The 25,796-nt window shown below is 69.7% G+C and carries 20 protein-coding genes; 12 read left to right on the plus strand and 8 right to left on the minus strand.

Translation table 11 applies throughout. From position 1 onward, the window contains the following. The first annotated feature begins 82 nt into the window (after window positions 1-82). The gene (locus tag ACWD0F_RS19035) at window positions 83-1,324 is read left to right on the plus strand and encodes an FAD-dependent monooxygenase (RefSeq protein ID WP_449877080.1); all 1,242 of its coding nucleotides are present in this window, start codon (window positions 83-85) and stop codon (window positions 1,322-1,324) included. Here ACWD0F_RS19035 and ACWD0F_RS19040 read toward each other — a convergent pair. After that, window positions 1,281-2,432: a cytochrome P450 gene (locus tag ACWD0F_RS19040; protein ID WP_449877082.1), complete on the minus strand. Its 1,152-nt coding sequence runs from the start codon at window positions 2,430-2,432 to the stop codon at window positions 1,281-1,283. The two genes, ACWD0F_RS19035 and ACWD0F_RS19040, sit on opposite strands and share 44 nt — an antisense overlap. Then, complete coding sequence (locus tag ACWD0F_RS19045; RefSeq protein ID WP_449877083.1) at window positions 2,429-3,550, minus strand: CaiB/BaiF CoA transferase family protein; 1,122 nt, start codon at window positions 3,548-3,550, stop codon at window positions 2,429-2,431. The genes ACWD0F_RS19040 and ACWD0F_RS19045 overlap by 4 nt, the downstream gene beginning before the upstream one ends. Window positions 3,551-3,742: 192 nt before the next feature. Here ACWD0F_RS19045 and ACWD0F_RS19050 point away from each other — a divergent pair, with 192 nt between their 5' ends. The 4 genes from ACWD0F_RS19050 (at window position 3,743) to ACWD0F_RS19065 (ending at window position 9,006) form a co-directional block, all read left to right on the plus strand. Continuing rightward, window positions 3,743-5,281: a protein kinase domain-containing protein gene (locus ACWD0F_RS19050; RefSeq protein WP_449877084.1), complete on the plus strand. Its 1,539-nt coding sequence runs from the start codon at window positions 3,743-3,745 to the stop codon at window positions 5,279-5,281. Continuing rightward, window positions 5,278-6,261, plus strand: a complete 984-nt coding sequence (locus ACWD0F_RS19055; protein WP_449877086.1) for an NAD(P)-dependent oxidoreductase — start codon at window positions 5,278-5,280, stop codon at window positions 6,259-6,261. The genes ACWD0F_RS19050 and ACWD0F_RS19055 overlap by 4 nt, the downstream gene beginning before the upstream one ends. 131 nt (window positions 6,262-6,392) lie before the next feature. Further along, window positions 6,393-7,742 (plus strand): FAD-binding protein, encoded by a 1,350-nt coding sequence (locus ACWD0F_RS19060; protein ID WP_449877351.1) that lies wholly within the window; start codon window positions 6,393-6,395, stop codon window positions 7,740-7,742. Between the two features lie 4 nt (window positions 7,743-7,746). Continuing rightward, on the plus strand, window positions 7,747-9,006 hold the full coding sequence (locus tag ACWD0F_RS19065) for a class I SAM-dependent methyltransferase (protein ID WP_449877088.1): 1,260 nt from the start codon (window positions 7,747-7,749) through the stop codon (window positions 9,004-9,006). Window positions 9,007-9,052: 46 nt separating this feature from the next. On the opposite strand, the gene ACWD0F_RS19070 is transcribed toward ACWD0F_RS19065, so the two are convergent. After that, window positions 9,053-9,958, minus strand: coding sequence for a zinc-binding dehydrogenase (locus tag ACWD0F_RS19070; RefSeq protein ID WP_449877089.1), 906 nt, complete (start codon window positions 9,956-9,958; stop codon window positions 9,053-9,055). A gap of 105 nt (window positions 9,959-10,063) precedes the next feature. On the opposite strand from ACWD0F_RS19070, the gene ACWD0F_RS19075 reads away from it, so the two are divergent. Beyond that, window positions 10,064-10,639 (plus strand): TetR/AcrR family transcriptional regulator, encoded by a 576-nt coding sequence (locus ACWD0F_RS19075; RefSeq protein ID WP_449877091.1) that lies wholly within the window; start codon window positions 10,064-10,066, stop codon window positions 10,637-10,639. A 98-nt stretch (window positions 10,640-10,737) separates the two neighbouring features. Here the strand turns inward: ACWD0F_RS19075 and ACWD0F_RS19080 are convergent, their stop codons facing one another. Beyond that, window positions 10,738-10,860, minus strand: a complete 123-nt coding sequence (locus tag ACWD0F_RS19080; protein ID WP_449877093.1) for a hypothetical protein — start codon at window positions 10,858-10,860, stop codon at window positions 10,738-10,740. 283 nt (window positions 10,861-11,143) lie between these two features. Between ACWD0F_RS19080 and ACWD0F_RS19085 the strand changes: the two genes are divergently transcribed. Further along, entirely contained in the window at window positions 11,144-12,490 is a 1,347-nt protein-coding gene (locus tag ACWD0F_RS19085; RefSeq protein WP_449877094.1) for an AAA family ATPase, read from the plus strand. A gap of 392 nt (window positions 12,491-12,882) precedes the next feature. Here the strand turns inward: ACWD0F_RS19085 and ACWD0F_RS19090 are convergent, their stop codons facing one another. Then, window positions 12,883-14,418, minus strand: a complete 1,536-nt coding sequence (locus tag ACWD0F_RS19090; protein ID WP_449877096.1) for a long-chain-fatty-acid--CoA ligase — start codon at window positions 14,416-14,418, stop codon at window positions 12,883-12,885. A 150-nt stretch (window positions 14,419-14,568) separates the two neighbouring features. On the opposite strand from ACWD0F_RS19090, the gene ACWD0F_RS19095 reads away from it, so the two are divergent. From ACWD0F_RS19095 to ACWD0F_RS19110, 4 genes are all read left to right on the plus strand, one after another. After that, window positions 14,569-16,116 carry a GMC family oxidoreductase gene (locus tag ACWD0F_RS19095; RefSeq protein ID WP_449877098.1) on the plus strand — a complete coding sequence of 516 codons (1,548 nt, stop codon included), beginning with the start codon at window positions 14,569-14,571 and terminating at the stop codon, window positions 16,114-16,116. Window positions 16,117-16,149: 33 nt separating this feature from the next. Continuing rightward, window positions 16,150-17,403: a cytochrome P450 gene (locus tag ACWD0F_RS19100; protein ID WP_449877100.1), complete on the plus strand. Its 1,254-nt coding sequence runs from the start codon at window positions 16,150-16,152 to the stop codon at window positions 17,401-17,403. Between the two features lie 52 nt (window positions 17,404-17,455). Continuing rightward, complete coding sequence (locus ACWD0F_RS19105; RefSeq protein WP_449877102.1) at window positions 17,456-18,310, plus strand: alpha/beta fold hydrolase; 855 nt, start codon at window positions 17,456-17,458, stop codon at window positions 18,308-18,310. Between the two features lie 113 nt (window positions 18,311-18,423). Beyond that, window positions 18,424-19,665, plus strand: a complete 1,242-nt coding sequence (locus tag ACWD0F_RS19110) for a cytochrome P450 (RefSeq protein ID WP_449877103.1) — start codon at window positions 18,424-18,426, stop codon at window positions 19,663-19,665. Between the two features lie 7 nt (window positions 19,666-19,672). Here ACWD0F_RS19110 and ACWD0F_RS19115 read toward each other — a convergent pair whose 3' ends face one another. After that, window positions 19,673-21,409: a hypothetical protein gene (locus ACWD0F_RS19115; protein WP_449877105.1), complete on the minus strand. Its 1,737-nt coding sequence runs from the start codon at window positions 21,407-21,409 to the stop codon at window positions 19,673-19,675. Between the two features lie 436 nt (window positions 21,410-21,845). Here ACWD0F_RS19115 and leuS point away from each other — a divergent pair, with 436 nt between their 5' ends. Beyond that, window positions 21,846-24,326, plus strand: coding sequence for a leucine--tRNA ligase (gene leuS / locus ACWD0F_RS19120; protein ID WP_449877107.1), 2,481 nt, complete (start codon window positions 21,846-21,848; stop codon window positions 24,324-24,326). On the opposite strand, the gene ACWD0F_RS19125 is transcribed toward leuS, so the two are convergent. Continuing rightward, complete coding sequence (locus ACWD0F_RS19125; RefSeq protein ID WP_449877109.1) at window positions 24,327-25,295, minus strand: TIGR03557 family F420-dependent LLM class oxidoreductase; 969 nt, start codon at window positions 25,293-25,295, stop codon at window positions 24,327-24,329. A gap of 49 nt (window positions 25,296-25,344) precedes the next feature. Continuing rightward, window positions 25,345-25,764, minus strand: a complete 420-nt coding sequence (locus ACWD0F_RS19130; protein WP_449877111.1) for a hypothetical protein — start codon at window positions 25,762-25,764, stop codon at window positions 25,345-25,347. Between the last annotated feature and the right edge of the window lie 32 nt (window positions 25,765-25,796).

Raw genomic sequence — 25,796 nt, forward strand, 5'->3', positions numbered from 1 at the left:
CCCGACCCTATCGCTTACCTACCGTTAAGTAGATGACCGTGCTAGCGTCTTACTTACCTTCCGTTAAGTAAAAGGAGTGACCATGAGGGTCCTCATCTCCGGGGCGAGCGTCGCAGGCCCGGCGCTGGCGTACTGGCTCACCAGGTACGGCTTCACCGTCACGGTCGTCGAGCGCGCCCCCGCGCTGCGCAAGACGGGCGGCCACGCCGTCGACCTGTTCAGGCCCGCCATGGACATCGTCGAGCAGATGGGCGTGCTGGAGCCGGTTCTGGCCAGGAAGACCGGCACGGAGCGGCTCACGATGCACACCGAGGGCGGCCGCCGGCCCGCGGAGCTGGAGTTGCGCCGGGTGATGACGGCCATCTCCGACCGGCACGCCGAGATCATGCGCGACGACCTGAGCGAGATCTTCCACGACGCCACCCGCCACGACGTCGGCTACGTCTTCGGCGACTCCATCACCTCGATCTCCGCCGACGGGGAGGTGACGTTCGAGCGCGGCGAGCCGGCCCGGTACGACCTGGTGATCGGCGCCGACGGCCTGCACTCCAACGTGCGCCGCCTGGTCTTCGGCCCCGAGTCGGGCTACACCCGCTGGATCGGCGCCTACCTGGCCGTCGCCTCCGTGTCCAACCATCTGGCGCTCGACGGCCGCGTGGAGGGCATCACGGGGGTCGGCAGACTGGCCGCCCTGTACGGCGCCAGGCACCTGACCGACGCGCGGGCGCTGTTCCTGTTCAGGCCGCCGCGGGAGCTCGACTACCACCACAGGGACGTCGACCGGCAGAAGGAGCTGCTGCGCGAGCACTTCGCCGGCGTCGGCTGGGAGACGCCCAGGCTGCTCGCGGAGCTGGAGCACACGCCCGCCTTCTACTTCGACTCCATCACCCAGCTCCGGCTCGACTCGTGGTCACGCGGGCGGGTGTCGCTCGTCGGCGACGCCGGCTACTGCCCGGGTCCCGCCGTCGGCGGGAGCACGAGCCTGGCGGTCGTGGGGGCGTACATCCTGGCGGGCGAGCTGGCCGCGCACGGCGGCGACCACACGCGGGCCTTCCCGGCCTACGAGGCCGAGATCGGCGAGTACGTACGCCGCAGCCGCGGCTTCGCCGTGAACGCGGCCAGGACGCTCGTGCCGGGCACGCGGCGGGACCTGTGGGCGCTCACCCAGGGCGTGCGGCTGATGAACCGCCTGCCCGTCGCGCTGACCAGGGCCGCCGTCAGGCTGGGCAGCAAGGGCACCCGCCTGCACGACTCGATCGTGTTGAAGGACTACGCGCGGTTCAGCGTGGCCGGAGCCGGACGGGGAAGGACGTCACGCCCCTGACGAAGGAGTTGGGCAGGATGCGCGGCCCCTGTTCGTCCGCCCACTCGGCCGAGTCCACCCGGGCCAGCCACTCCTCGAAGAAGATCCGCAACTCCAGCCGGGCCAGCGCCGCCCCCAGGCAGAAGTGGGTGCCCAGCCCGAACGCGATGTGCCCGCCCGCCTTCCTGGTCACGTCGAACACCCCGGGATCGTCGAACACCTCGGGATCGCGGTTGGCGGAGCCGTACATGAGCAGCACCTGCTGCCCCGCCGGGATGAGCGCCCCGTGCAGCGAGGTGTCGCGGGTGGCCGCGCGGCACATGTTGAGCACCGGCGTCGTCCACCTGACGAACTCCTCCACCGCCCCCTCGATCAGCTCCGGCTCCGCGCGCAGCAGCCGCCACTGCGCGGGGTGGCGGATCAGCGCGTCGATCGCGGTGGCGATGACCGTCCTGGTGGTCTCCGCGCCGCCGTCGAGCAGCAGCATGGCCTCGTTGGCCAGGTGCTCGTCGTCGTAGCCCGGGTCGGCCGACCACAGGGAGAGCAGGTCGTCCTTGGGCCGGGCACGGCGTTCGGCGGCCAGGGCCAGCACCGCCTCGCCGTACTCGCCGGCGGCCACGGCGGCCTCGTGGGTGACGTACCGCAGGCCGCCGCCGGCCACGATCGTGGTCTCCGACCAGTGCTTGAGCCGCGGCCAGTCCTCGTCGGGGAAGCCGAGCAGCCAGCCGATCACACGGGCCGGCAGCGGCGCGGCCAGGTCGGCCACCGCGTCCACCGTGCCGCGCTCCAGCGCCCGGTCGAGCTGCTCGACGACGACCTCGCGGACGCGGCCGGCGTAACTCTCGTGGACGTGGCGGGGGGTGAAACGGCGGTAGACGAGGCGGCGGCGCTCGGCGTGCTCGGGATCGTCCAGGCCGATCATCGACGGCTCCGAGGGAAGCTGGGGGCGGTAGCCGACGGTGCTGGTCCACAACTTGGGGTCGCGCTCGATGGCCGAGATGTCGGCGTGCCGTGAGATGCCCCACAGGCCGTTGGCCTCGTCGTGGTAGGCGGGGGCGTGCTCGCGCAGCCAGGCGTAGACGGGAGTGGGGTCGGTGGCGTACATGTCGCCGTCGAGTAAGTCGATCATGCGAGCACCCCTTGCGCGCGTAGCTTGTCGGCCTCCTCCCGCGACAGGCCCCACCCGGACAGGTCGTCCAGGCGGGTGGCGGGGGAGAGATCCTGAGCGGGAACGCCCCGCAGGCGGGGCGCGGGATGCGGCTGGGTGACCCCGCCGACGTCGGTGAACAGGCCGCGGGCGACGTTGTGCGGATGAGCGGCGGCCTCGCCCATCGACAACACGGGGGAGACGCAGGCGTCGGAGCCGTCGAAGACGGCCTCCCACTCGGCTCGCGTCCTGGTCTTGAACTCCGCGGCCAGGCGGGCCCGCAGCGCGGGCCACTGCGCCCGGTCGTTCCTGTCGGGCAGGCCGGTCAGCCCCATGAGGCTCACCATCGCCTCCCAGAACTGCGGCTCCAGCGAGCCCACCGCCAGGTGCAGGCCGTCGGCGGTCTCGTACGTGTCGTACTGCGGAGCGCCGGTGTCCAGCAGGTTCGTGCCCCTGGGCCCCCAGAAACCGCTCTGCACGGCCTGGTAGAACATCGAGAACAGGATCGCCGCCCCGTCCACCATGGCCGCGTCGATCACCCGGCCCCTGCCGGTGCGCTCCCGCTCGAACAGCGCCAGCAGCACCCCGTAGGCGAGCATGAGCCCGCCGCCGGCGAAGTCGCCCAGGATATTGATCGGCGGCGTCGGCTTCTCGCCCTCCCTGCCCAGCATCGACAGGATGCCGGAGACGGCGATGTAGTCGATGTCGTGCCCGGCCGTGGACGCCAGCGGGCCGTCCTGTCCCCAGCCGGTCATCCGGCCGTAGACCAGCCGCTCGTTCACCGCGTGCAGGTCGTCGGGGCCGATGCCGAGCCGTTCCGCCACGCCCGGCCGGAAGACCTCGATCACCGCGTCGGCGTTCCGCGCCAGCTCCTTGAACGCCGCGACGCCCTCGGGCGACTTCAGGTCCAGGCCGATCGTCTGCTTGCCGCGGTCCATCACATCCGTACGCGGCCGGTCGGAGACCGCCTTGACCCGGTCCACCCGCAGCACCTCGGCCCCGTGGTCGGCCAGCATCATCCCGGCGAACGGCCCGGGCGCGAGCCCGGCGAGCTCCAGCACGCGAATCCCGGTCAGCGGACCCTGACGGACTCCAGGCATTACCATCTCCCTTTGAGTGTGGGCTCTGCCTCAGTAGAACAACATTCGGTGACCTGTGGCAAGCCGCCTTCCCGACCTTCCGGCGAAGCGGGTGCAGGTGTGGGAAACTTGTCCACTGATCGGGTGGTCTACGGGCATTCGCGTTCAGCGGTTGTCTGCAGCAGGGCGCTTGCGCCCCTACAGGGGTAGGACATGGTTTCGGATAGCAACCGGCTCGTCGCAGCGCGCTACCAATTACTGCACGAACTGGGTCGCGGGGGGATGGGCGTGGTCTGGGAAGGCCACGACACCTTGCTCAACCGGCAGGTGGCCATCAAGGAAGTGCTGCTGCCGGACAGCCTTTCGCCGGGCGAACAGGAGCGCCAGCTCCTGCGGACCGCCCGCGAGGCGCGCACCGCCGCCAAGCTCAACCACCCGTCCGTCGTCGCGGTCTACGACGTGGTCGAGGAGGGCGGGCGGCCCTGGGTCGTGATGGAGCTGCTGCGCCATCCCTCGGTCGAGCAGGTCGTGCTCACCTCGGGGGCCCTGCCCGTACGGCAGGCGGCGGACGTCGGCCGGCAGGTGTTGTCCGCGCTGCGGGCCGCCCACGCGGCCGGCATCCTGCACCGGGACGTCAAGCCCAGCAACATCCTGATGACCGACGACGGCCGGGCCGTGCTGACCGACTTCGGCATCGCCACGCTCGAAGGCGATCCCTCGCTCACCAGCACCGGCATGGTCACGGGCTCGCCGAGCTTCCTCGCCCCCGAACGGGTGCGCGCGGTCGACTCGGGCCCCGCCTCCGACCTGTGGTCGCTGGGCGCCACGCTGTACGCCTGCATGGTGGGGCGCTCGCCGTTCGAGCGGGGCGACCCCATGGCGACGCTGAACGCGCTGCTCACCGAGGAGCCCGACTACCGCAGGATCCCGCCCATCATGCATCCGGTCCTGCGCGGCCTGTTGCAGAAGGAGCCGGAGCAGCGGCTCGACGCCGAGGGGGCCGAGCGGCTGCTGACCGAGATCGCCTCGACCAAGCCCCCGCACGCCGACCAGGACATGCCGGAGAAACGGCCTGGCAGGGGCAGAGGCCGGGCCCTGCTCGCGGCGGGCGCGGCGGCGGTCCTGGTGATCGCGGGCGGCGCGGTCGCGTACTTCGAGCTCGCCTCCCCTGCGGAGGGCACCCCGCGCGCCGCCACCGTGCCCGCGGCGGCCACCAGCCCGCTCACGCCGGCCGCCGCCCCGACGCCGGAGCCGAGCGCGTCGCCCACCCCGACGCCCAGCGTCAGCAGGATCGTCCCGGCGGTCCGCGCGTGGAAGTCGCGCGACGGCTGGTCGATCATGCGGCCGACCGGCTGGCGGGGCGCGCTCCGCGAGGCCGCCACCGAGTGGACGCGCAGGGACGGCAACGCCCACCTCGCCATCGAGGCCAGCTACTCCACCCTCGACCCCAACCAGCTCCTGCGCGACACCCAGGAGACGCTGAAGCAGCAGGGGCGGACGGTCACGGGCCGCGGCCTGCGGACGGTCACGCACCAGGGCGTGAAGGCCGTGGAGTGGGAGTGCTCCTGGACCGCGGGCGAGACCGGCGACGCGCCGTGGGTCAAGCCCGGCATGCGCTACCGCGAGGTACGCCGCGTGGTGGCCATCGGCGACGCGGCCTACGTCCTGTCCTGGACGGTCCCCGAAAGCCAATGGCAGCGTAACCGGGGGCTGATGCGGCAGGTGATCAGCAGCTTTACTGTGGGGGCATGAGTCCCTGGAACCTGCTCGCCCTGCCTCCTCTCCCGGAAGAGCTCATGCGCCGCCTGCTCGCCCCGCTCGGCGACCGGGTGGCGGTACGCGTGCCGGCCGCCCGCGACAGGGACGCGCTGCTCGCCGCGCTGCCGGAGGCGGAGATCGTGCTCGGTGACTGGACGGGCACGCTGACGCTGGACGCCGCGGCGGTCGCCGCCGCGCCGCTGCTGGCGTTCGTGCAGCAGCCGTCGGTCGGCGTCGACGGTCACGACCTCGACGCCCTGGCGGCGGCCGGGGTGCCGCTGGCCAACACACCGGGCGTCAGCGTCGTCGCGGTCTCGGAGTGGTGCCTGGCCGCCACACTGGCGCTGTCGCGCAAACTGGCCGAGGCCGACGCCGCCGTCCGCGCGGGCGCGTGGCCGCAGCAGGGCCTGCAGCCCCGCGAGCTGCACGGCCGGCGCGTCGGCATCGTCGGCTACGGCCCGATCGGCGCCGCGTGCGCCCGGATGTTCCGCGCCCTCGGCTGTGAGGTGAGCTACTGGACCCGCACGCCACGGGAGGACCCCGGCTTCCAGGACCTGGAGAGCCTGGTCTCCGACAGCGACGTCGTGGTCGTCGTGATCGCCTTGTCGGAGGAGACCCGGGGCCTGATCGATCCGGGCCGGATGAAGCAGGGCGCCCTGCTCGTCAACGCGGCCAGGGGCGGCGTCGTGGACCAGCGCGCGCTGGCCGCGAGCCTGCGGGACGGCCGGCTCGCCGGAGCCGCACTCGACGTGTTCGACGTGGAGCCGCTGCCCGCCGGCGACCCGCTGCGCGACCTGCCCGGCGTCCTGCTGTCGCCGCACGCGGCCGGGGTCACGCCGGAGGCGACGACGCGCCTGCTCACCGCCACCCTCGACAACCTGGCGGCGGCGATCGAGGGCCGCGCGGTCACGGGCGTCCTGAACGGCGCCGCGCCGATGATCTCCAGGAAGTTTACGGAAAGCCCTATTTCCTAGGGGATTCACCTGGCACGATGAACAGTTTTCGTGTCTTTAACGACCCCGGTCTAGTCCGGTTCGCTCGTGCGAGATACCTTCTTACGGACGATCTCTACCAGCTCAAGGGGGGTGCTTTGGTGACGACGACGATGTCGGCACACCAGCGGGCAGTAGAGCAGATCCGGCACTCGTACGCCGAGATTCCCGGTGGCGCCGCGCCCCGTCTGGCCAAGTCCACGTCCAACCTGTTCAGGTTCCGCGACCCGGGCCGTACGGCCAAGCTGTCGGCCAGGGATCTCGACGAGGTCATCAGCGTCGACCCCGAGACCATGACGGCCGAGGTCCAGGGCATGACCACGTACGAGCACCTGGTGGACGCCACGCTGGCGCACGGGCTCATGCCTTACGTGGTGCCGCAGCTCAAGACCATCACGCTCGGCGGCGCGGTGACCGGGCTCGGCATCGAGTCCAGCAGCTTCAGGGACGGCCTGCCGCACGAGTCGGTCGAGGAGCTGGAAATCCTCACCGGCGACGGGCGCATCGTCGTGGCCCGCGACGACAACGAGCATCGCGACCTGTTCCGGACGTTCCCCAACTCCTACGGGACGCTCGGCTACGCGTTGCGCATCCGGATCAAGCTTCGCAAGGTCGAGCCGTACGTGCATCTGACGCACGTGAAGTTCACCGACGCGGCCAAGTGCATGCTCGCCATGCAGGAGATCAGCGACAGCATGGTCCACGACGGCGAGCGCGTCGACTTCGTGGACGGCGTCTTCTTCCATCCTGGCGAGATGTACGTCACGCTCGGCCGCTTCGCCGACCGCGCGCCCTACGTCTCCGATTACACCGGCATGCGCATCTACTACCAGTCGATTCAGCAGCGTAACCGTGACTGGCTGACCATCCGCGACTACCTGTGGCGCTGGGACACCGACTGGTTCTGGTGCTCGCGCGCCTTCGGGGTACAGCAGCCGGTGGTCCGCTCGCTGATGCCGCGCCGCTGGATGCGCTCCGACGTCTACCGCCGCCTGGTGGCCCTCGACCGCAAGTACGGCGTGACCGCCCGCGTCGACCGCTGGCGCGACCAGCCCGTGCAGGAGTCCGTGATCCAGGACGTCGAGGCCCCCATCGAGCGCGGCGCCGAGTTCCTGGAGTTCTTCCACGACAAGGTCGGGATGACGCCGGTCTGGATGTGCCCGCTGCGGGCGTCCTCCCGGTGGCCGATCTATCCCCTCGAGCCCGGCAAGCTGTATGTCAACTTCGGATTCTGGGGTATGGTGCCGCTGCCGCGGGGGCAGTTCGACGGTTACTACAACCGGCTCATCGAGCGTGAGGTGCACGAGCTCGACGGTCACAAGTCGCTCTACTCGACCTCCTTCTACGCCCGCGAGCAGTTCTGGCAGCTCTACAACGGCGACGCCTATTGGCCGGTCAAGCGGGAATACGACTCGAGTGGTCGCCTGCTGGACCTGTACGAAAAGTGTGTACGGGGAAGGTGAGTTGATGGCTCTCGCAACCATCTTTGAAAAGATCATCGGCACGGACGCGAATGTCACGTTCATGGCGTATGACGGCAGCAAGGCCGGACCGGACGGGGCCGACCTGGCCATTGAGGTGAAATCCCCGATCGCCGTCGCCTACCTGGCGCAGGCACCCGGGGAGCTCGGCCTGGCCCGAGCCTACGTCTCCGGCCACATGGACGTGCACGGTGACATGTACACCCTGCTCGATCGCATGTGGAACATCACGACGAACGACCTGAGCGCGTCCGAGAAGCTCGACGCGGTCCGGGCGCTCGGGGTGAAGCCGCTCCTCATGCGGGTGCCCGCACCTCCGCAGGAGATGCGGCAGAGCGCCCTGGCCCGGCTGGGCTCGCGCCACGCCAAGCAGCGTGACGCCGAGGCCATCCACCATCACTACGACGTCTCCAACCGCTTCTACGAGTGGGTGCTCGGCCCGTCCATGGCCTACACCTGCGCCGTCTTCCCCGCCGAGGACTCGACGCTGGAAGAGGCTCAGCACGCCAAGTTCGACCTGGTGGCCAAGAAGCTGGACCTCAAGCCGGGCATGCGCCTGCTCGACGTCGGCTGCGGCTGGGGCGGCATGGTGATGCACGCCGCCCGGCACTACGGCGTCAAGGCCCTGGGCGTGACGCTGAGCAAGCAGCAGGCGGAGTGGGCCCAGAAGGCCATCGCCGACGCCGGTCTCCAGGACCTGGCCGAGGTGCGCTTCATGGACTACCGCGACGTCCAGGAGGCCGACTTCGACGCGGTCAGCTCCATCGGCCTCACCGAGCACATCGGCAAGGCCAACGTGCCCTCCTACTTCGAGTTCCTGTACGGCAAGCTCAGGCCGGGCGGCCGCATCCTCAACCACTGCATCACCAGGCCGACCGGCAAGGAGAAGACGTTCAACAAGGGCGGTTTCATCAACCGCTACGTCTTCCCCGACGGCGAGCTGGAGTCGGTGGGCTGGCTGGTGCGGCAGATGGAGGACATCGGCTTCGAGATCAGGCACGAGGAGAACCTCCGGGAGCACTACGCCAGGACGCTCCGCTTCTGGTGCGACAACCTCGAGGCCAACTGGGAGGCCGCGGTCCAGGAGGTCGGCATGGGGACGGCCCGGGTGTGGGCCCTCTACATGGCGGGCTGCATCGTCGGCTTCCAGCGCAACAAGGTCCAGCTCCACCAGGTGCTGGGCGTGAAACTGGACGACCAGGGCCACTCGGGCGTGCAGCTCCGCCCGTCCGTCGACTGGCCCTGATCGGGTGACTGAGCGGGACCGGGCCCCGGGGCCCGATCCCGCTCAGCTAGGCGACGTCCAGAACGGCCTTGCCCGCGATCCGCCGGCCCAGCAGTGCCTGGCCCGCCTCCGCGATCTTCTCCCACGGCCCGCGCCAGTCCACCTCGGGTGACAACTTCCCCGCCGCCACGAAGCCCAGCAGCGTGGCCAGGTCCGGCCCGACCTCGTGGACGTCCCCGAACGTGCTCATCGTCTTGGCCGGGCCCATGGAGAAGAACGAATACGGCTCGAACACCGCCGGCTCGTCAGAGGCCCAGCCGATGTTCTGCACGCCGCCGCCCGGCGCGAGCAACTTCCAGGCTTCGACGAGCTGCGCCCCGCCCACGTTGTCGAGGATGAGGTCGACCGGCCGGTCGATGCCGTCCAGGCCGATCACGACCTCATCGGCGCCCAGCTCGGCCAGGCCCTTGGCACGGGCCGCCGAGCCCACCGAGGCGATCACGTGGGCGCCGCCCAGGGCGGCGAGCTGGATCGCGTAGCGGCCCACTCCACCGGCCGCGCCGGTGATCAGCACCCGCCGGCCCAGGACCGAGCGGGAGCGCAGCGTACGCAGCGCGGTGATGCCGGCCATCGGCAGCGCGGCCGCACCGGCCAGGTCGACCCCGTCCGGCACCGCCGCCACCGCGGTCGTGTCCACCGCCATGTGCTCCGCCCACGCTCCGCCGCCGAACGCCACGACCCTCGTGCCGGCGGCCGGGCCGGTGCCGTCCTCCGCCGCGCGTGCCACCACGCCGGCCGCGTCGTAACCGTGCACGGTGCCGGGCGGCCGCTGCCCGGCGAAGGCCACCTCGCCGCGGTTGAGCGAGAGGTGCCGGACGTCGAGGACGAGCTGGTGGGGCGCCGGCCGGGGGTCCGGCGCGGTGCCGAGGCGCAGGGAGGCGGGGGCGCCGGGATCGACGATGAGAGCTCGCATGACCTTCTCCGCGATAGGGGGACGAAATATCCGGACTGTCAGTCCGGATGTCCGGGACGGTAGCATATGCGGACCGATAGTCCGCAACAGGGAATGGGGTGCGCGGTGGCCGAAGGCCGCGCGGAACGCGCCGACGCGGCGCGCAATCGTCAGGCCGTCCTGCGCGCGACCGAGCGGCTGCTGGCGGAGGGCGGGGGCGACCACGTCTCCCTCGATCGGGTGGCCGCCCTGGCCGAGGTGGGCAAGGGCACGGTGTTCCGGCGCTTCGGCAGCCGCGCGGGGCTCCTGCAGGCGCTGCTGGAGGAGAGATCGCAGTACTTGCGCGAGGCGGTGGTGAACGGGCCTGCGCCGCTCGGCCCGGGAGCGCCGGCGCGGGAACGGCTGCTCGCCTTCCTCGACGGGCTCGGCGCGATCGCGGAGGGCAACGCCATCCTGCTGTCCGCGCACGAGCAGGCCTGCGCCGAGGACAAGTACGCCGACCCCAGCTATCGCTCCTGGCACCGCCATCTCAGCGCCCTGCTCACCGAGGCCCGCCCCGACCTGGACGCCGGCTTCCTGGCGCACGCCATCCTGGCGGTCTTCGACGGGGACCTGGTGCGCCATCTGACGCCGCCCGACGACCCGCGGCGCTTCACGCGGTCCGTCCAGGCGATGGCCATGGCGTTGCTCGACGCCGGTTGAGGCCCGCCACCCCGGTGAGAAAGGCAGGAACTCACCGAGGTGGCGGGCCGGCCGATCGGGTCATTGGCGGGTCCCCGACCGGGGTTCTGGAAAGGGCCCTACGTCTCGTCCGAGACCGCCGCGTGCTTGCCGCGGCTCGCCTGGGTCTCGTCCCGGTGGGAGCCTTCTTGGGAGTCGTCCGGCCTGTCCTTGGGACTGTGGGGCTTCTCGTGCCTGCCCACGCGGTCTCCTTTGCCTCGCGCCTGACTTCTTGGCGTGATCGTATGATTACACTGAGCGCGAGTCGAGCGCGAATCGGTTTCTCGTTTCCGAGTTGTTAGCAACGACGGAGGGTACGCCGGGGCGAGGTCGCCCGGGGCTCCTCTGGCGCCCGTCACAGGTCGCGCTCGGACGCGGCAAGCCCGCGCCGAGTGAATTGCGTTGATGGTCCCCTTACTCCGCTATAAGCGGATACTGACCCTCGCTACATTGAAAGAATGCAGGTTTCCCGCAATAATCGTGCTCATGAAGGCCGCAGAAGCTGGTCAGATCTCGATGCTTCTGGCATTTCGAGCTGAGAACGTCCGATCGTTCCGTGACCCGCTGGAGCTCTCCTTGGAGGCCACGGCGCTCGCGGAAGAGGGAGTGCCCCGTCAGGTGCCCTGGCGAGAGGGGGGCCGGCCCGTCAAGGTTCTCCCTGTGGCCGGAATCTTCGGAGCGAATGGTTCAGGTAAGAGCAATTTGCTCAGGGCTCTGGCCGAATTTCGTGACCACGTTCTCATGTCATTCCGCTCTGGTGATCCGTCTGGCGGAATGCCGCGCCATGCCTTCCGGCTCGATCCGGCTGCTACCGGCAAGCCCACCCGCTTCGAGGTCGATCTGGTGCTCAACGGGGTGCGGCACGAGTACGGCGTAACCTTCGACGACGAAAGAGTCTTGCGCGAATGGGCCTATCGGTACCCACGTGGCCGTGCCACCCTGCTCTTTCTTCGAGAAGCGGACAAACCGCTCGAGCTCGGAGCTCGTAACCGGGGCATCGGCCGCGCCGTCGAAAAGATCACTCGGCCGAACGCCCTGTTCCTCTCGTCTGCGGCCGCAAGCGCCCACCCTGACCTCCTTCCGCTCTTCCAGTGGTTCGAGGGCGGTCTTCAGCTCGCTGAGGCGTCGAGCAGGCAGCGCCGGTGGGCCTACACGACTCACCTTCTGCGTGGCGAGGAGAGCCGCGAGAGGGTCCTGGCTCTGCTGAGGGCGGCGGATCTGGGCATCTCCGATGTGCGGATCCGCCCGCTCGATCCCAAGGTCGTCGAACGGGTTCGCCGAGCGGTGCAGATCCTCGCGGGGCGGGAGGAGGAGACCGAAGGGATCCCGGATGTCGACCTCACGGAGCTCGGGCTGGTCCTCAGTCATCGTGGGGCCGATGGAAACATCGACTTCGACGTGAACGAGGAGTCCCTGGGCACCCTGGTCTGGCTTGGGCTGATCGGGCCGATTGTCACCGCTATCGAACGGGGCAGCATCTTGCTGGCCGATGAGCTTGAGGCGAGCCTGCATCCCGTGCTGGTCGAGCGGATCATCGCGCTGTTCCAGGACCCGGAGGCCAACTCCCGGGGAGCGCAACTGATCTTCAGCTCGCACGACGCCACGCTGCTCGGCGATGCCACGCGGAGCCGCGTGCTGGGCCGGGACCAGATCTGGTTCACCGAAAAGCTGGTTGACGGCAGCAGCCGTCTCTATTCGCTTTCGGATCTGAGTCCGCGACGCGAAGAGGCGATCGGCAAGCGTTATCTGGCCGGCCGGTACGGCGCCACACCCATTGTGAGCGCTTATGAGTTCGATGAGGCCGCTCGGCTCATCACTTCTGGACAGGTGTGAATGGCAGGCCGGAGCCAGGGCTCTCAGCGGCGCAAGCCGTCGTCGAGCGCGAAACGTCGATCCATTCTGGTCTTCACCGAAGGAAAGAAGACCGAGCCCACCTACCTCCTGCACTGGTACCGGCTCCACAGGGAGCGGGTGATCGTGGTGGTCGACGACTTCCACGGCGGACCGCTCCAGCTTGTGCAGGCGGCACAGAGGCGGAGGGAGTGCGATTTACGCGAAGAGAAGCGTGGACGTGGAGAGTCGTTCAGCGAATAGTGGCGACGGTTCGCCCGCAGGGTCGAACCCCAGCTCCGACGTATGGCGGCTGATAGACCGCATCCGTGCGCAGAGCTCTTGAGCGCCGCACGCGAAGGGCGCGGGACGGTGCCCGCGCCCTTCGCGGGGGGTCAGCGCAGCTCGCGCTTGAGGATCTTGCCGGTGGCCGTCATCGGCAGGGAGTCGCGGAACTCGATGATCCGGGGATACTTGTAGGCCGCCATGTTGGCCTTGGACCAGGCGATCAGCTCGTCCTCCGTGGTCGTCGAGCCGGGCGTGCGGATGATGTACGCCTTGACCTCCTCGCCGTGGGACTCGTGGGAGACCCCCACCACGGCCGCCAGCGACACGGCCTCGTGGGTCATGAGGACCTCTTCGAGCTCGCGCGGATAGACGTTGAACCCGCCCCGGATGATCATGTCCTTGGCCCGGTCGATGATGGCGTAGTAGCCGTCGGCGTCCCGGGTCGCGATGTCGCCCGTACGGAACCAGCCGTCCCGCATCACCTCGGCGCTGGCCTCGGGCCGCCCGTAGTAGCCCTTCATGATGTTGTGGCCCCGGATGGCGATCTCGCCGGGGCCCTCGCCCTCGACGGTCTTCCAGTCGTCATCGATGAGCTTCATCTCCACACCCCAGATCGGGGTGCCGATCGTGCCGGCCTTGGCGGGGCGGCCCGGCTGGTTGAAGCTGGCCACCGGTGAGGTCTCCGACAGGCCGTACCCCTCCAGGATGCCGATGCCGAAGGTCTGCTCGAAGTCCTTCAGCACCTCCACCGGAGAGGACGCGCCGCCCGCCACGGCCACGCGCAGGGAGCGGGGCACCTCGGCGCCCTCCGCGTGGATCTTGGTGAGCATGCCCCAGTACATCGTCGGCACCCCGGCGAAGAAGGTGACGTTCTCCTTGACGATGAGCGCGAGCGCCTCGCCCGCGTCGAAGCGCGGCATCAGCGCGACGGTGGCGCCGCGCAGGAAACCGGTGTTCAGGCAGACGGTCTGGCCGAAGGAGTGGAAGAGCGGCAGCACCGCCAGGTAGGTGTCGCCGCCGTCGGTCCGGGGGAACATCTTGTCGCTGACCATGGCGTTCAGCAACATGTTCTGGTGGCTGAGCTCGGCGCCCTTGGGCTGTCCCGTCGTGCCGGAGGTGTAGAGGATCACCGCGGTGTCGTCGGGCGCGGTCTGCACGGTCGTGAACTCGGCCGCCATTCCGCCGAGGGCGGCCCAGATCGACTCGCCGTACTCGGACTCGACGGCCAGCGGGGTGGCGGGCAGCACGAAGAAGTGCTCGCAGCCCTCGGCCGCCTCGAAGCCCGCCTTGCCCCGCTCGCCCAGCGGCAGCTCCGGCGTGCCCTCGAAGCAGAACAGCGCCTTGGCGTCGCTGTCGTCGAGGTGGTAGGCGATCTCCCGGCTCTGGAGCAGCACGTTCAGCGGCACCACGGTCGCGCCGGCCTTCAGGATGCCGTAGTAGACGAACGGGAAGTACGGCAGGTTGGGGCAGGCCAGTGCCACCTTGTCGCCCTTGCCGATGCCGCGCGCCACCAGCAGGTTCGCCACCTGGTTGGCGACGGTGTCGATCATGGAGTACGGCAGCCGCATGTCGCCGAAGACGATCGCGGTGCCGTCCGGGGTGTTCCTGGCGCTGTCCTCCAGGACGATCGACAGGTTGAGCATGACGCCTTCCTCCCTCTAAGCCGGCTTCGGCGCCATCTTCGCAGGGCGGGCATACCGGCCGGTAGGTAACAGAGGTTACAACTGGATATGGACGTGCCTGCCCGCCTTGGAGTAAGCAAGTAGGAAGTTACTTACGCCCTGGGAGGGGCCATGGAGTACGACTACGTGATCGTGGGCGCCGGCTCCGCCGGGTGCGTGCTGGCCAACAGGCTGTCGGCGGACCCAGGCGTCTCGGTCGCGCTGGTGGAGGCGGGGGGCAAGGACGACAAGCTGGAGATCCGCATGCCCGCCGGCTTCGCCAAGCTGTTCAAGACCGACTACGACTGGAACTACACCACCGCCAAACAGGACGAGATGTCGGGCCGCGAGCTCTACTGGCCCAGGGGCCGCGTGCTCGGCGGCTCATCCTCGCTCAACGCCCAGATGTGGGTGCGCGGCTGCCAGCGCGACTACGACCAGTGGGAGGTGCCCGGCTGGACGTACGACGACGTCCTGCCGTACTTCACCAGGGCCGAGCGCCGCGTCGGCAGCAACCGGGGCGACGTCTACGGCACCTCGGGCCCGCTCTACGTCTCCGAGCTGCGCAGCCCCAACGTCACCACCGCCGCCTTCCTCAAAGCCTGCGCGGAGCTCGGCCTCACCCGCCTCGGCGAGCTGAACGGCCGCTCCAACGAGGGTTACTGCCCCACCCCCGTCACCCAGAACCGGGGCCGCAGGTGGAGCTCGGCCGACGCCTACCTGCATCCGGCCGCCGCGCGGCCCAACCTGCACGTGCTCACCGGGGCCACCGTCGACCGCGTGACGTTCGACGGCAGGCGGGCCACCGGCATCGAGCACAGCGGTGGCACCCAGATCAAGGCCAGGCGCGAGGTCATCCTGTCGGGCGGCGCGATCGGCTCGCCGTACCTGCTCATGCGCTCGGGCGTGGGCGCGGCCGACGAGCTGCGCGACGCCGGGATCGAGGTCGTGCACGAGTCGCCCGAGGTGGGCAAGAATTTGCAGGACCACCTCTCGACCGGCGTGTTCGTCGAGTGCAAGCAGCCCGTGACGCTCACCAAGGCCGAGTCGATCGTCAATCTGCTGCGCTACATCGTCCTGCGCTCCGGCATGCTCACCACGAACGTGGGCGAGGCGGTCGCGTTCATCAGGACCTCCGAGGAGGAGCCCGCGCCCGACATCGAGCTGGTCTTCGCGCCCGGGCCGTTCATCGACCACGGGCTCGTCCCGCCGACCGGTCACGGGATCACCGTCGGGGTCGTGCTGCTGCAGCCGGAGAGCCGCGGCAGGGTCGGGCTGAACGGCCGGGACGTGGTGATCGACCCCGGCTACCTGGCCGCGGAGGGCGACGTCAAGCGGCTGGTCGCGGGGTTAAAGACGGCCAAGCAGATCTTCGCCACCGCCGCGATGAAGCCGTACGCGGGCGGCCCGATGGCGCCCTACTGGGCGCCGGAGAGCGACGAGGAGCTCGCCCAGTGGGTACGCGAGCGCGGCGAGACCCTCTATCACCCGGTCGGCACCTGCCGCATGGGCACCGACGACGCCTCCGTCGTGGATCCCGCGCTGCGTGTACGCGGCGTCGAGGGCCTCAGGGTCGTGGACGTGTCGATCATGCCGACGCTCAACCGCGGCCACACCCACGCCCCGGCCATCATGATCGGAGAGAAGGCGGCCGACCTGATCGGTCAAGGAGGGTCTTGACGTAAGTGGTCACTTGCTCAAGGCTCTGATGGTATGACGCTGTCCGCTGACCTGGATCTGTCGCAGATCCCGTTCTGGGGTCTGCCCCAGGAGACGCGCATGCGGGCCTTCCGCACGTTGCGCGAGCTGGATCATCCGGTGTTCGTGCGGGAGCAGGCCGTTCCCTTCATCGGCCACGGCCCCGGCTACTACGCCCTGGTGCGCCATGCCGACGTGACCGAGGCCAGCAGGAACGCGGGCGTGTTCAGCAGCGAGCCCTGCTCCAACAGCATTCCGGACATGCCACGCTGGCTGAGCGTGTACTTCGGCTCGATGATCAACATGGACGACCCGCGGCACGCGAGGTTGCGGCGCATCGTCTCCCGGGCGTTCACGCCGCGCATCCTGTCGAAGATGGAGGAGGACCTGGCCACGGCCGCGCAGCAGATCGTGGACCAGGCGATCGCGGAGGGGCCCGGCGACTTCGTGGCCCAGGTGGCCGCCCGGCTCCCCGTCCGGGTCATCTGCGACATGATGGGGATTCCACCGAAATTTCATGACATGGTGCTGCGGCGGACCAACGTCATCCTCGGCAACGCCGACCGCGAGTACACCGGCATCGACCCCACCTTCAGCCGCGCCAACGTCGCCCGCGGCCTGGTCAAGCTGCTGCACGCCGGCTTCTCGCTGCGCCGGCTGGCCGGCCGCCTCGGTGACGAGCGGCGCCGGCGGCCCACGGGCGACCTGGTCAGCCTGCTCGTCAACGGCGACGAGCGGCTCACCTCCCAGGAGCTGGGCTCGTTCTTCATCCTGCTGGTGGTGGCGGGCAGCGAGACCACCCGCAACGCCATCGCGTACGGGCTCAAGCTCCTCACCGACCACCCGGAGCAGCGCGCGCTCCTGACGGCCGACTTCGACCGCCGGATCGTGCCGGCCTGCGATGAGATCATCCGCTACGCCACGCCGGTGATCCAGTTCCGCCGTACGCTGACCCGGGACCACGAGATGAACGGCACCGCGTACAAGAAGGGCGACAAGGTGCTGCTCTTCTACAACTCGGCCAACCGCGACGAGTCCGTCTTCGCCGATCCGGACACGTTCGACATCACCCGCGACCCCAACCCGCACGTCGGCTTCGGCGGCCCAGGGCCGCACTACTGCCTGGGCGCCCACCTGGCGCGCCGGGAGATGACCGTGATGTTCAGGGAACTGCTCACCCGCCTGCCGGACATCCGGGCCGAAGGGGAGCCCGACTTCCTGCTGTCCAACTTCATCAACGGCATCAAGCACCTGCGCTACACGTTCTGACCGCGCCGGCGCACGCGACCCTTGGTGCAGAGGTACTCCTGGAGCGGCCCGAATGCTAGGTTTCGCAGTCATGGAGATCAGGACCGTCCACGCCAATGGGGTGGAGTTCGCGTATCTGACAGTGGGTGAGGGGCCCCTCGCGCTGTGCCTGCACGGCTTCCCCGACACCGCGCACACCTGGCGGCACCTGATGCCCGCGCTGGCGGCGCGCGGCTACCGCGCGGTCGCGCCCTTCATGCGGGGCTACGCGCCCACCGAGATCCCGGCCGACGGGGCCTACGAGGAGGCCGCGCTGGCCGCCGACGTCCGCGCGCTGCACGAGGAGCTGGGCGGGGACGCCGACGCGGTGATCATCGGCCACGACTGGGGCACCTACCCCGTCTACCAGAACGCCGGCCGCTTCCGCCGGGCCGTCACGCTCGCTGTGCCGCCGCCGAGCTCGCTGGGGGCGTCGTTCCTGGAGTACGACCAGCTCAAGCGCTCGTTCTACATCTTCCTCTTCCAGACGGTGCTGGCCGAGGCCGCCGCCGCGAGCCCCGGCTTCCTGGAGGGTCTCTGGCGCGACTGGTCGCCCGGATACGACGCGAGCGAGGACCTGCGATTCGTCCGGCGCAGCATCGGCGAGCCCGCCAACCTGAGCGCGGCCATCGGCTACTACCGCGCCACGCTCGGCACCACGCCGCCGTCCGGCCGCCACCCGGTCGCCGAGCCGGTCCCCGGGCCGATCCTGTACCTGCACGGCGCCCAGGACGGCTGCCTGAGCGCCGAGCTGGCCAAGGACGCCGCGAGCCACCTGCCGCCCGGCTCGCGGGCCGAGCAGGTGGCGGGCGCGGGTCACTTCCTGCACCTCGAACGGCCCGACGAGGTCAACCGGCTCATCCTCGACTGGCTCGGGTCTCCCGCGTAGGACTCACCGCACGCCGGCTCCGGCCTCAGGAGCCACAAGATTTTCCGGCCCTCGTACGTACGGTGTACGTCGTACCCATTGACGTAAGTGCCTGCTTTTCGAATGATTGCCTCATGAGCGTCCTTGACTTCGACCTTTCGGAGCCCGACTTCTGGGCCAGGCCCATGGCTGAGAGGGAGGAAGCGTTCGATCGGCTGCGTTCGCGCGACACCCCCGCCTTCTTCGAGGAGATGGAGATGACCATCTCACCCAAGGGGCCCGGCTACTACGCGCTGGTCAAGCACGCCGACATCCTTGAGGCCAGCCGCAACCCGGAGATCTTCTGCTCGGGCGACGGCGGCGCCACGAACATCCCCGACATGCCCGCGGAGTTCACCGAGTACTTCGGCTCGATGATCAATATGGACGACCCGCGGCACGCCCGGTTGCGCAGGATCGTCTCGCGCGCGTTCACCCCCAAGATGATCAAACAGTTCGAGGCCGACGTCGACGCGGCGGCCACCGACATCGTCGACGACCTCCTGGCCAAGGGGCCCGGCTGCGACTTCGTGACCGAGGTCGCCGCCCGCCTGCCTCTGAAGATCATTTGCGACATGATGGGCATCCCGGAGCGCGACTACCAGTTCGTCTTCGAGCGCTCCAACACCATCCTCGGCGGCTTCGACCCCGAATACACCGGCGACGACGTCAGCCAGCTGGCCGAGCGGCTGCTCAACGCCGGCATGGAGCTGCAGCAACTCGTGCAGGACCTGGCCGCCCACCGCGCCGGCAACCCCACGAACGACCTGACGTCATCCCTGGTCAACGCCAACATCGACGGCGAGCGGCTGACGATGCAGGAGCTGGGCTCGTTCTTCATCCTGCTGGTCGTGGCCGGCAACGAGACCACCAGGAACGCCATCTCCTACGGCCTGCGCCTGCTCACCAACAACCCCGACCAGCGCGCGCTCTGGCTGGAGGACATCGGCGGACGCGCCCCGGGCGCGGTCGAGGAGATCGTCCGCCTGGCCTCGCCGGTGAACTTCATGCGCCGCAAGGTCACCAGGGACTTCGAGATGAACGGCCACCTCTACCGCAAGGGCGAGAAGGCGGTCCTGTTCTACTGGGCGGCCAACAGGGACGAGGCCGTCTTCGCCGACCCGCGGCGCTTCGACATCACCCGCCATCCCAACCCGCACGTCGGCTACGGCGGCCCCGGCCCGCACTTCTGCCTGGGCGCGCACCTGGCCCGGCGGGAGATCACGGTGATGTTCCGCGAGCTGCTGCTCCGGGTGCCGCGGATCGAGGGCGGCAGGCCGGACCGGCTGCACTCCATGTTCATCAACGGCATCAAGCACATGGAGTGCGTCTTCTAGACGGGGCCTACTGGCCGCTCAGCTTGAGCTGGTTCAGCACGCGGCGGATGTCGGGCAGGAGCTGCTTGCCCTCGGACGGGATCGACATGTAGACGATGGCCGGAGCCTGGCCGCCGGTGTTGACGGCCATCGTCACGATCGTCGCCTTCTCGGTCTCCGACGTCAGCGAGTACGCGATCAGCCGGCCCGTGGCGTCGCCCACCTTGATCGACTGCTGGGCGATCTTGCGGACCTTGTTGTCGGCGGGGAAGAAACGTTTGCGGGCGTTCAGCACCACCTGCTTGATGACCGGCTCCAGGTCGTCCTGCTCGTAGTACGAGAGCAGCTTCGGCGACAGCGGGCCCGACATGAGGTTGGCGAACTTCTCCGGCGCGATCTGGACGTACTGGCGGGTGTCGTAGCCGTAGGTGGCCTTGACCGTGGCGCGCTGGTCGAGTTGCCACTGCCCGCCCATGCGCGGCAGTGAGAGGCCGGCCGTGAGGTCGGGGACCCGGCCGACGACGGGGGAGGCCTTGCCCGGATACTGCGGCAGGGCGCCGATCGTGGTCGAGGTCCTGGTGGCGCTGGCCTTCGGCGGGGCGGCGGTCTGGGCGGCGGAGGTGGGCTCGTCCGAGCCGGCCAGCGGCCCGGCCAGGAACGCCCACAGCAGCGCGGCGACCAGGGCGATGGCCACCGAGCCACCGAGCGCGTAGATCCAGATGGGCTTGCCCGGCTCGTCGTCCAGCGCGCCGTCGTCCATGCTCTCGTAGTTGTCGCCGAAGACGGTGTTCCAGAGCTCCTGCTGGCGCTCGGGCGGCGGGGTGCGCGACCCGCTGACCTGGCCCGCGGTGACGAACGGGCGGTCGGGGTCGGAGGGGTCGCGGCTCAGGTTCGAGCCGGGGCGGGGGCCCTGGTCCTCACCGGGAGGAGCGCCGATGCGCGTGGAGTCCATCGGCCCGGCCGGGTTCGGGCCTGAGGGGTTCGGGCCTGAGGGGATCGCGCGGTCGTTCAGCAGGGCCTCGGAGGGCTGGGCGTAGGCGGCGGTCCTGTCGCCGCCGGGGTACGGCTGCGCCGGCGGCGGACGCGACTCGTCCCGCGGCGGGGCGTCGGCGCGGCCGTGCGCCATGGTGCGGTCCATGCCCTCCGCGCCCGTGCGGTCGCCGGGCGGCCACGGGGCGGGGGAGGACAGGTTCGACCAGGCGTCGGCGGCGGGGGCCGGCGGTTGCGCCCACGCGGGGACCGGGGCGGGCACGGGCGGCCGCACGTGCCCGGGTGCGGCGGATCCGTCCGCCCAGGAGGGTCCCGCGCCGCCCGGCGCCGCCGTCTCAGGCCACGCGGTGGGCCCGCCGGGTGCGGTCGCGTCCGGCCACGACATCGGCACGTCCTGGTGACCCGCGTCCGGCCATGCGGACGGCCCGCCGCTGTTCTGCGGTGCGGAGTCCGGCCATGCGGACGGCCCGCCCGCGTTCTGCGGTGCGGAGTCCGGCCATGCGGACGGTCCGCCCGCGTTCTGCGGCGAGGAGTCCGGCCAGGCGGACGGGCCCGCGGCGTCGTGGCGTGGGGAGTGGCGGGGCGGGGGCTCGGGCCAGGCGCCGTCCTTGCGCGGCGGCTCGGGCCACGAGGGGTCCTGATGCGCGGCCGGAGTCTCCGGCCAGGAGGTGGGAACGTCTGGAGCGGCGGCGCCGGACCAGGAGCCGGGCGCGTCGCGTTGCGATGCCTCTGGCCAGGAGGATGGCAGGTGAGGTCCGGAATTCTCCGTTGCCATTACTGCCGGCCCTCCTGAGGTTGTGTCCGGATCTACCCTTATATCCGGATTTGGCGTTCCAGGCATGATCTCATGGGATCTTCCAGGACATGCAGGTGTTTCCGCAGCAGAACGAGCGAAGCCATGTGGATCGGTCGGTGGACCCCGCAGTGGCAGGTCCCCGTCCGACTGATCTTGCTCAACTCGGTACACCACGGTGTCAAGGGTATTCTTCTGGGACGAATGAGGTCACAACGGGTACATCACCATCAGGTCTCGCCGGACCCGAAGAGTCCATTGTGCCGGTGGACGTCGATCGAGTGCCTGCATTCAGCAGAAGACGTGCGCTACCCTTGACACGTGCGTTCCGCGACCCTGCTTCTTAGCGGGCCGCGACGGCCCTGAAGATCTCGCCGTCGCGGCTCCACCCCTCGTCGTCTTCACGAGGGGTTTTCTTATGGGTCCGAATCAAGCCAGAAGGACAGTAGCCGTGAGTGAGTACGACCCGCAGGCGCTGCAGGCCAAGTGGCAGCAGCGATGGGAGGAACAGGACACCTACCGGGCGAGTGAGGACCCCGCGGACACCCGCGAGCGGCGCTACATGCTCGACATGTTCCCCTACCCGTCGGGCGACCTGCACATGGGGCACGGCGAGGTGTTCGCCATCGGCGACGTCGTCGCGCGCTACTGGACGCAGCAGGGCTACAACGTCCTGCACCCGATCGGCTGGGACTCCTTCGGCCTGCCCGCCGAGAACGCCGCGATCAAGCGCAACGCCCACCCCGCCGAGTGGACCTACGCCAACATCGAGACGCAGGCCACCTCGTTCCGGCGCTACGGCATCTCCTTCGACTGGTCGCGCCGCCTGCACACCAGCGACCCCGACTACTACCGCTGGAACCAGTGGCTGTTCATCCGCTTCTTCGAGCGCGGCCTGGCCTACCGCAAGGGCGGCCTGGTCAACTGGTGCCCCAACGACCAGACGGTGCTGGCCAACGAGCAGGTCGTCGCGGGCAAGTGCGAGCGCTGCGGCGCCGACGTCATCCGCCGCGAGCTGACGCAGTGGTACTTCAAGATCACTGACTACGCGCAGCGCCTGCTGGACGACATGGGCCAGCTGGACGGCTGGCCCGATCGCCTGCTGACCATGCAGCGCAACTGGATCGGCCGCTCCGAGGGCGCCGACGTGCTGTTTGAGATCGAGGGCCGCGACGAGCCGGTGCACGTCTACACCACGCGCCCCGACACCCTGTTCGGCGCCACGTTCTTCGTGGTGGCCGTGGACGCCGCGCTGGCCGACGAGATCGTCACCGACGAGCAGCGCCCCGCCTTCGAGGCCTACCGCGCCGAGGTCGCCAAGCTGAGCGACATCGAGCGGCTGTCCACCGACAAGGACAAGAGCGGCGTCTTCCTGGGCCGCCACGCGATCAACCCGGTCAACGGCGAGCGCATCCCGGTCTGGGCCGCCGACTACGTGCTGTCCGACTACGGCCACGGCGCCATCATGGCCGTGCCCGCCCACGACCAGCGCGACCTGGACTTCGCGGTGAAGTTCGGGCTGCCGGTGAAGGTCGTCGTGCACACCGGCCTGGCCGACCCGGGCGAGACCGGCGAGGCCACGCCCGGCGAGGGCACGCTGGTCAACTCCGGCCCGCTGGACGGCCTGACCAAGGCCGACGGCATCGCCAAGATCATCGAGATCCTGGAGGTCGAGGGCCGGGGCGAGGGCGCGATCAACTTCCGGCTGCGCGACTGGCTGCTGTCCCGCCAGCGCTACTGGGGCACGCCGATCCCGATCATCCACTGCCCCGACTGCGGCGAGGTGCCCGTCCCCGACGAGCAACTGCCGGTCACGCTGCCCGACCTGCGCGGCGACGCGCTGGCCCCGAAGGGCGTCTCCCCGCTGGCCAGCGCCACGGAGTGGGTCAACGTCGCGTGCCCCAAGTGCTCGGGTCCCGCCAAGCGCGACACCGACACGATGGACACGTTCGTCGACTCGTCGTGGTATTACCTGCGCTACTGCTCGCCGGGCTACACCGACGGCCCGTTCGACGTCGAGCAGGTGCGTAAGTGGGGCCCGATCGACCAGTACGTCGGCGGCATCGAGCACGCCGTGCTGCACCTGCTGTACTCCCGTTTCTTCACCAAGGTCCTGCACGACATGGGCATGGTCGACTTCAACGAGCCGTTCGTGCGCATGCTGAACCAGGGCCAGGTGATCAACGGCGGCAAGGCCATGTCGAAGTCCCTGGGCAACGGCGTGGACCTGGGCCGGCAGATCGACGACTTCGGCGTCGACGCCGTACGCCTGACCATGGTGTTCGCCGGGCCGCCCGAGGACGACATCGACTGGGCGGACCTGTCGCCGGCCGCGTCGCAGAAGTTCCTGGCCCGCGCGCTGCGGGTGATGTCGGAGGTCGAGAGCGAGCCGGGCGTGTCCTTCGAGGGCGGTGACGTGGCGCTGCGCAAGGTCACGCACCACACGATCGACGAGGCCACCAAGCTGGTCGACTCCTACCGCTTCAACGTCGCGGTGGCGCGCATGATGGAGCTGACGTCGGCCGCCCGCAAGGCCATCGACTCCGGTCCCGGCGCGGCCGATCCGGCGGTGCGCGAGGCCGCCGAGGCGCTGGCGGTCATGTTGTCGCTGGTGGCCCCCTACACCGCCGAGGAGGGCTGGGAGCGGCTGGGCCGCACCGGCTCGGTGGCGTTCGGCGGCTGGCCGGTGGCCGATCCCGCGCTGCTGGTGCAGGAGTCGGTGACGTGCGTGGTGCAGGTCGCCGGCAAGGTGCGCGACCGCCTGGAGGTCTCGCCCGGCATCAGCGAGGACGATCTGCGCGAGCTGGCCCTGGCCTCGGAGAAGGTCGCCCCCTACCTGCGGGGTGTGCCCCGCAAGGTGATCGTGCGGGCGCCCAAGGTCGTCAACATCGTCCCCTGATCACAGGCTCCGCAGCGCCGGCAGCAGCTTCTTCTCCGCCCACTCGAAGAAGGGCTGCTGCTGGTCGTGGCCGATCTGCACGAGCGCCACGTGCGTGTACCCGGCGTCGGCGAACTTCTTGACGCCCCGCACGACCGCGTCCACGTCGTCGCCGCACGGCACGCTCTTGGCCACGTCCTCGGGGCGCACCGTGCCGGCCGCCGCCGCGAAGTTCACCGGGCCGGGCAGCTCGGCCATGACCTTCCAGCCGCCGACGCCCGACCAGCGCCACAACCGGTGGGCCCGCTGCTTCGCGGCCTCGGCGTCGGTGTCGTAGGCGATGGGGAGCTGGCCGTAGACGGGCTTGCCCGCGCCGCCGATGGCCTGGAACTGCCGGACCACGTCCGGCATCGGCTCGTTGATGACCAGCGCGTCGCCGTACTCCGCGGCGATCTCCGCCGACTGGCCGCCGGAGGCGGCGATGCCGATCGGGACCGGCTGGTCCGGCAGGTCGTAGAGCTTGGCCGAGTCGACGTCGAAGAACTCGCCCTGGTGGGTGATGTAGTCGCCGCTGAACAACTTCTTGATGATCTGCACGGCCTCGGCGAACATCCGGTGCCGGGTGTCGACGGGGGGCCAGCCCTCGCCGATGACGTGCTCGTTCAGGTTCTCGCCCGCACCGAGGCCGAGCGTGAACCTGCCCTCGCTCAGCACGCCCATCGTGGCCGCCTTCTGCGCCACGACCGCCGGGTGGTAGCGCATGATCGGGCACGTCACGTACGTCATGAGCGGCAACCGCTGGGTGACCTGGGCCACGGCGCCCAGCACCGACCAGCAGTAGGGCGAGTGCCCCATCTCCTCGATCCACGGGAAATAGTGGTCGGAGATGACCGCGTAGTCGAAGCCGGCGCGCTCGGCCGCCGCGGCGTAGTCGACCAGCTCGCGGGCCGGGGTCTGCTCGGACATCAAGGTGTAGCCGATATGTACCATGAGTCCGCGCTACCCGGCTATATCCGCTTTAGCGGACAAGAATGGCAGATCATCGATGGCCGAGCTCCTCGACCATCAGCCCCAGGCCGATGCCCAGCAGCCAGACGTCCTTGGCGACGCCGACGCCCTGCTGGGCCGGGCGCAGACTGCCTTCCTGACGCATGCCCGGCGTCTTGAGGTAGAGCCCGAGCAGGCCCGCGGCGAACCCGGTCACCCCGGCGCCGACCAGCAGTGACGGCACGAAGGGGATCAGCAGGGCGGTGCCGAGGACGATCTCGCCCTTCGAGAGCAACCGGGTGAACAGGACGGGGTCCAGGTGCCGGAGGAACGGATAGGTGCCGACGGCCATGCCGTGCAGGGCCACCGCGGCCTGCTCGTCGGCGTGCGCCTTGCTGAGGCCGGAGTGCAGGATGATGGCGGCGGCGGCCAGGCGGGGCGGAAGCTGGTGAACGCGAGCGAGGATCCTCATATATCCCTGCCTTCCCGTACATGTCCGGCACA

It is taken from the genome of Nonomuraea sp. NPDC002799 (assembly GCF_053592075.1).